The 7,210-nt window shown below is 55.7% G+C and carries 5 protein-coding genes and 1 pseudogene; 4 read left to right on the forward strand and 2 right to left on the reverse strand.

Going from position 1 to position 7,210, the window contains the following annotated elements:
• Positions 1-112 precede the first annotated feature (112 nt).
• Positions 113-1,495: a chromate efflux transporter gene (gene chrA / locus Q363_RS14785; RefSeq protein WP_245632233.1), complete on the forward strand. Its 1,383-nt coding sequence runs from the start codon at positions 113-115 to the stop codon at positions 1,493-1,495.
• Between the two features lie 111 nt (positions 1,496-1,606).
• On the forward strand, positions 1,607-2,971 hold the full coding sequence (locus Q363_RS14790; RefSeq protein WP_035351468.1) for an outer membrane beta-barrel protein: 1,365 nt from the start codon (positions 1,607-1,609) through the stop codon (positions 2,969-2,971).
• Positions 2,972-3,242: 271 nt separating this feature from the next.
• Here the strand turns inward: Q363_RS14790 and Q363_RS14795 are convergent, their stop codons facing one another.
• Positions 3,243-4,178 (reverse strand): LysR family transcriptional regulator, encoded by a 936-nt coding sequence (locus Q363_RS14795; protein WP_035351507.1) that lies wholly within the window; start codon positions 4,176-4,178, stop codon positions 3,243-3,245.
• Between the two features lie 283 nt (positions 4,179-4,461).
• On the opposite strand from Q363_RS14795, the gene Q363_RS46245 reads away from it, so the two are divergent.
• The gene (locus tag Q363_RS46245; RefSeq protein WP_035351470.1) at positions 4,462-4,713 is read left to right on the forward strand and encodes a helix-turn-helix domain-containing protein; all 252 of its coding nucleotides are present in this window, start codon (positions 4,462-4,464) and stop codon (positions 4,711-4,713) included.
• Positions 4,710-5,942: a tyrosine-type recombinase/integrase gene (locus tag Q363_RS14805; protein WP_064742642.1), complete on the forward strand. Its 1,233-nt coding sequence runs from the start codon at positions 4,710-4,712 to the stop codon at positions 5,940-5,942. The genes Q363_RS46245 and Q363_RS14805 overlap by 4 nt, the downstream gene beginning before the upstream one ends.
• 468 nt (positions 5,943-6,410) lie before the next feature.
• Here Q363_RS14805 and Q363_RS14810 read toward each other — a convergent pair.
• Positions 6,411-7,030: pseudogene (locus Q363_RS14810) on the reverse strand (IS91 family transposase); the annotation flags it as partial.
• Positions 7,031-7,210: the final 180 nt, after the last annotated feature.

The following is a 7,210-nucleotide window of genomic DNA, read 5'->3' on the forward strand; positions in this document are numbered from 1 at the left end:
TTCGATCCGGTTTTTGACGGTTGACGTCAATCCTCGGGATTCGTGCCACTCAGAGTGAAACAGCAGTTCCCGTTGTCATTATGACGTTATACTGTCATAATGGTTACAAGATATGACAGATCTTTGTGTCGCCGGAACAACCCCGCTTTCAGAACCCGGAATGCCGCTAGATGAGCCTGTCGCAGCGGTGCAGCGACCTCCCTTCAGGGAAGCGCTGCGGTTTTGGTTCAGGCTGGGATGGATCAGCTTCGGCGGCACCGCAGCTCACATCGCCATCATGCATGACGAATTGGTCCAGAAAAAGCGGTGGATTAGCAACACAAGCTTCCTCCATGCGCTGAGTCATTGCATGATCCTGCCGGGACCGGAGGCGCAACAGCTCGCCATCTATATCGGTTGGAAGCTTCATGGCAAGCGAGGCGGAGTTGTTGCCGGAATGCTCTTCGTTCTGCCCTCCATGTTCGTGCTGCTGGCCCTGAGCCTGATCTATGTCAAATTCGGCAACCTGCCGTGGATCGCGGCGATGTTCAACGGACTCAAGCCCGCCGTCATTGCTCTCGTGGTCATCGCCCTCCATCGGGTTGCCAAAAGAGCCCTGCGCGGACCTGTGCAAAGCGCCGTCGCAGCAGTCGCGTTTGCCTGCATCTGCTTTTTTGATGTTTCACTGCTGCAGGTGATGTTCGGCGCCGTTGTTCTTGGAATCGTCCTCGGGAAGTTGTGGCCGGGTCTTCTTCACAGACCGAGCGAGGCGGGCGCCGAAGAGGACGAAGAAGGCTATTACATTAGCCGAAACTCGATTACACCGGAGCCTGCGCCTCTTCTCAAGCCGGTCGCGAAGCTTACTGCAATCGTTCTGCTGCTGTGGCTTCTGCCGCTGAGTGCCTTCTACTTCTTTGTTGAGGACTTCCATTTCTGGAAGAACCTTGTGCTGTTCTTTACCAAGGCCGCATTCGTGACCATCGGAGGCTCGTACACGGTCATTCCGTACGTAGCGCACGTTATGGTATCGAAACTGCACTGGCTGACCAGAGCCCAGATGACGGACGGCTTCGCATTGGCTGAGACAACGCCCGGGCCTCTGATCATCGTGGTGGCTTTTGTCGGATTCATGGCCGGGTACAACCACTTCCAAGGCTCACTGTGGATGGGTACGCTCGGCCTGCTGGCAACAACGTTCTACACCTTTCTACCGTGTTTCCTCTTCGTATTTGCCGGCGCGCCGCTGGTGGAGCGAACACAGGGCAAGCCGACGATTCAGGGCGTCTTGGGATTAATCGCTGCTGTCGTTGTCGGCGCGATCCTCGACCTGACACTCTTCCTAGGGAAGGCTGTCATCTTTCCCTCAGGAATAGTAGCGCTCAGACGACTGGATGCGATCGCCCTGGGCTGCGTGATATTTTCGCTTGTGCTACTCCGAAGATTCAAGCTAAGTGTGATTCACCTGATACTGCTGAGCGTTGGGGTCGGTTTGATCCGCTATTTACTTGGCCTATAACAGAATCGTGCATTCCCGGTGTCGGCAGAGTTGAAGTTCGGTTGGCGCATAATCGCGTGGCTGTTGAAAAACGCGTCCGCCGGAAGAGGTCCCAAATTGCGTCGCGTCAGGATGCCCTGCAAAACGATCTTCTCGGGTCGCCCAGGCATTTTCTACGGTCTTCGCTACGAAGGACAGAACCGCATTCATGATAGTGCAGACTGGGCTCCGCGCATCGCATTGGCGTGGAGTCCCAACCAAGCGACGAAAACTCCTGCCAAGACCGTAGTCCGTGCCGGGTATGGGTGGTTTTATAACAGATTTACGACGCCAAACTCGTTCAGTTCCGCAACAGGAACTCCGTACCTGATCGAAGCGATTCACGACTACCAACTCAATCAGAAGAGTTACGCCATCAACAGTCCCGGTTTTTATGATCCAACATCTCCCGCATCGCCCGTCACGTTGTCTTCAGCCGGGGCATCCGTACCGTCCTATCACACCATCGATGCTCACTTTCACGCAGCACTCGATATGCAGGCCGGGTTCGGTGTGGACCGGCAGATCAGCAAGTCCATATCGGGAAACGTAACGTATCTCTATACGCGCGGGGTTCATCAATACCTCTCGAACAACCTCACAGCGCCTGACTTTGATTCATCGACGTACGCCGTCACTGGCCCTTTACCGACGATCTACGACTATCAGTTTCAGTCCGGTGGAGTGTACAAACAACATCAGCTCATTGTCTCGGGTAGCGCTCGACTGCGCAACTTTGTATTGACCGGCTCCTACACACTGAACGGAGCCAAAAGCGATACGCAGGGCATCACATCGTTCGCTTCGGTTGCGCGAAACCCAGGCTTTGACTATGGCCGGGCGACCTTCGGCATCCGCCATCGGCTTGTCTTGCTCAATACCTACACGGCTCCGCACGGAATCGTCTTCGCCTCCTTGCTCGCCGCGCAATCGGGCACTCCCTATAACGTCACGATTGGCGATGATCTCACCGAGAACAATCAGTTCAATGCGCGACCTACCTATGGGGTCTGCGGCGCAGCCGATGTCGTTTCGACTCCGTACGGCTGTCTGGATACCGATCCGGTCGGCAAGGGAGAGAGAATCGTCCCCTACGGAATCGGCACTGGTCCAGCAAATGCTATCTATAGTCTTCGCGTCAGCAAGGTATTCGGGATTGGGCCGCGGATCAAAACCGCCGCGGCAGCTCGCGCCATACAGAGCGACAACAGTGTCAGCGGAAGAGGACTTAGCAGCGGTCCGGCACAGCTCCATCTCGATGCGACTGCCCCACGGAGGTACAACCTCACCGTCGTTGCCGGGGCAGCGAACCTCTTCAACATCGTCAATCTTGGGACTCCCAACGGAGTGCTCAATTCGCCTTTGTTCGGCAAAAGTCAGTCGCTCGCCAGTGGGCAGTTCGCTTCTCCAACGCCTGGGAACCGCTCCGTCATCTTCCAGGCTAATTTTTCTTTTTGACAGAGGCAGAGGAGAGAAAGGTCGCTCAGCGAAACGTGGAAAGCTGAAACTATGCCAAACACTGTCACCAACGAGTTTAAGCACCCTCTACTGCATTTTCACGTTTGTGTTCATTGCGGAAGTGCATTTCGCAGGGAGGAGTTTGAAGGGCGCGCGATTACGTCGGGTATCCTGCCCTGCACGAAATGTGGCGCAGAAGGACCGTTGAATATCGAGATACGGGAAACGGATAAGTCTGCATCTGGAACCCAGGCTTTTGAAACTAAATGAATCACTCCGTGAGTGGCAGCTTCCTTTGAGCCGTCTGCCCAACACTGCTGAGTTTCCGCGCAGTGGCCTTAACAAACTCATTCACCAACCGAGACCGACTATCGGAACGCACCGCAAGGTTGGTAACAAGCCGTAAGCGATCCTCGGCCAAGGGCCGTATCGTGATTCCGTCGCGTGCTATTCTCCATGCCGCGTTTGGTGGAAGAAATGCGAGGCCTCCATGCTCCAGAAGCAATTCAGGGACTTCCTCTGGAGTCATGACTTGATGAATGTCAGAAGAGCACACGCCTTGATCCGACGCAACAAGCTGGATTAAGTCGTAGAGATGAGCGTTTGCGTGTCGCCCCAGCAAAATCCAGTTGCGATTGTGTAGGTCCTCCATGTGAAGCTCACGATGTGCTGCCAACTCATCATCAAGCGACATGGCGATATAGAAAGGATTGTCCGCTAGTTTCAAAACACTGAGCTTCGGATTGTCAGGTACACCCGTCGTTATGGCAAGATCGAGAGTTCCCGCGATGACTTGATGGGCAAGCTCGTTGGAATAGTTGCTCCAGAACTTCACTCTCATACCGGGAAAGAGCGGCAGACGAACCGATAAGAGGGTTGAAACCAGAAAGGGATCGGTATAGGCCGACTTTCCGACGTTGAGAACTTCGTCGGCTCCATTGAAGACCGCCTTCGCAGCCATCACTGCTCGCTCTATATGTAAGACCGCCTCGCGCGCTTCTTCAACAAATGCGCGTCCAGCGGCGGTCAAATCGACAATCTGGTGATTGCGCTCAAACAGTCGGAAGCCTAGCTGCGCCTCCAACTCGAAAATCTGCTTACTCAGAGCGGGTTGAGTGAGGTGTAGACGTTCCGCTGCTCTTGAGAAGTTCAGCTCTTCTGCAAGGGCAATCGCTGCTTGCAACAATCGGATCTCTGGCAGCGCCATGACCATCCTCCGAGTGGGGATTCTGAGAAGGGCAGCAAGCCGTTCAACAACGTCAAAATCAGCGTCCGAACACGATTATTGTGAACCCGCTATCCCTTGAGGCTTGGCTTGCTGATTACGGTCGTTATTCCTGGATGGAATAACGCTCTCCCTAAAAGTTATTGGACTATCCGTGCAGCCCTTATCATCATGAGTTGAATTCAGGTCATCACGGCCTCCTGATTGAGTTTTGGATGCTCAACGCAGGTCGCGGGGTGCGGAGTTGCAGGAATGGAGCTAACCTATGGCACATCATCTACTCGATGCTCGTGAAGCTGCGGCTGTTCTTCGGATGAAGAACAGCCGCACGCTAGTTCGTTGGGCACGTCTCGGTCAGGTTCCCGCGCATCCTTTGGGCGAAGGAAAACGGAAGCTCTGGCGCTTCCTGGAACACGAGCTACTGGCATGGGTAGAGGCGCAGGAAACAGACAAAAAAAGGCCACCGGCGAGTACCATAGAGGTAGCCATCGGTGCTCATGCAAGGAGAACAGCATGAGCCGTTTACAACAAGGAAGCCTCTTGAGACTGAAGCGCAAAGCCGGTCCCGATGTGTGGGTGTTCCGCTGGTATGAAGAGACCAACGGCACACGCACGTACCGGAAACGAACCATCGGAACTGTGGTTCTTTATCCGCATCTTCGGGATGCGGAAAAAGCAGCCGATGCGCTTCGCAACACAATCAACTCCGAGTTCAGAGTGCCGGAAACCATCTCCGAACTCATTGCCCACTACCGCGAAAACGAGCTGACCGAAGAGAAGAAAGCCTACGCCACCATCGAGGCCAACACTCTCTATCTTACGAATCACATTGCTCCTAAATGGGGAACGATGTATTTGCAGGATGTCCGCACCGTGGACGTGGAACTGTGGCTACACACTCTCACCTTTGCTCCAGGAACACGGAGCAAGATACGCAACATCATGTCGGCGGTATTCAATCATGCCATCCGGCACGAATGGATGGACCGGAACCCAATCTCAAAAGTCAGAACTTCGGCCAAACGGCTGCGGGAACCGGATGTACTCTCGCCGGCCGAGATTGCCTCGCTCTTGGCCGAACTGAATCTTCGAGAACGTGCGATGGTGATGCTGGCGGGCAGCACCGGCTTGCGGAGATCGGAGCTTGTTGCGCTCACCTGGAGCGACATCGATCTTGAACTCATGCAGGTGAACGTCCGCCGCTCCTGTGTCCGCAATCACTTCGGAGACACCAAAACCGAAGCGAGCCGCAAACCAGTCCCATTACACCCTTCCGTGGTGAAGTGCCTCAAGGTATGGCGGGAGGATTCGCCATATCGCGGCGATGACGATTTCATCTTTCCGTCGATTCGGCGTAAAGGTAAACAGCCACTGTCCCCGGACACATTACTCAAGAAGATTATCCGCCCTGCCGTTGTACGGGCGGGGATCAAGGGGAAGGCAATCGGGTGGCATAGCTTCCGTCACTCTCTTGCCACGAACCTGCGGGCGGCGGGAGTAGACCTCAAAACGGCACAGGAACTTTTGCGTCATGCCAACTCACGGATCACGCTCGACGTATACACACGAGCGATCTCCGCGACGAAGCGTGAGGCCAACAACCGGGTCATGGAGATGGTGTTTGAGGCAGGAAGGAAGAAACTTTCAACACCCTCGTCAGCACCCTCGCGGGGTGCGAAGGGGGAAACGAAAAAAGGTGCGGATCGCTCCAGCACCCTCGTCAGCACCCTCAAAGGAGGTTCTTGATTTTGCCACTTGCCATAAACCCTTTTTTTTCTTTAGGTTTATGGCGGGGACGACGGGGCTCGAACCCGCGACCTCTGCCGTGACCAGGCTGAGGCCTATTTGGAACTCCCAAGTGGCTGTAAAACGTCAGTACTCTATCGGAACTGCTCCGCGGGATCAGGTGTGCGCGGTGGATGGAGATAAAGCGGAGCAGGTCGGATAGAGCGGTTTGAAGGAAGGCGTTGGTGCGATCGGGGAAGGATGTTGGCTATGGGGTTTTCATGCTCTGAGCTGGGCCGACGCAGCAAGAGCAGGCGTGCAGAGAGAGCGGAGATCGTCTATGCGGCCATTCGTGAGGGATGCCGAAGATGATGCGGAACCCAGCGTCGGACAGACGGAAAGGACTGTTTTCGGGCCTGAGGCACAGGTGCAGTGAGTGTGGTGTGCAGCACGCGACGAGCGCCGCTTGGAACAGGCTGCTAGGAAGAGTCAAGCAGGTATGCCTCCTTTCGTTGAGCGAAGAAGAGTTGTGCCACCGAGAGCCGTTCGACGAGATGCATGCGTCCATGGCACCGCGGACATTTCCATAGCGTGATGGGTTGTGCGGCGGAAGCAGTCTCGGCTGGAGGAGCCTGATTGAGCAGAGTGCGGCAGAGTGGCAGCATGTGGGCTCGCCGGCGGTTGGCGAGAAAGCCGAAATAGCGGATGCGGGGAAAGCCTCGCGGCAGCACATGTTGTACGAAACGGCGCAGGAACTCTTCGGAAGCAAGTGTCATGGTGCGTTGCTTGCTGCCGTGGGCATAGTCCTTCCATCGGAAGCGGACCGCAGCAGCTGAGACCGAGAGCAGGCGATGGTTAGAGATGGCGACGCGATGCGTGTAGCGCGCCAGATGATGCGTGTAGCGCGCCAGATAATGTAGTACGTGCTGGGGGCCGCCGAAGGGCGGCTTGGCATAGACGACCCAGTCTTGGCGATAAAGAGTGCGCAGGAAGAGGGCGAAGCGCTTCTCCTCATGGAGCGGCATGCACTTGCCGAAGAAGCGCAACTGATCGCTAGCAAAGAGACGCCGCAGTCCGGCGACGAACTTACCGCGGAAGACCCGTCTAACCTGCATCATTCACGAAGGCTGAGCGAGCGGTTGTTGTGAGCGCGAGCTCGTGACGAAGGCTCGTTTGGCTGGGTGCTGTTGGTTGGATTGCGGTGAGGGGGAGCCTTGCCTAAGCGTTTGCTGGGGGTGGCGCCGTTTTTCGTGCGCAGTTCTCCTGATCCGCAAGTTGCGTGAGGGTGG

This window comes from Edaphobacter aggregans DSM 19364 (assembly GCF_000745965.1).
GTDB classification, from domain to species: Bacteria; Acidobacteriota; Terriglobia; order Terriglobales; family Acidobacteriaceae; genus Edaphobacter; species Edaphobacter aggregans.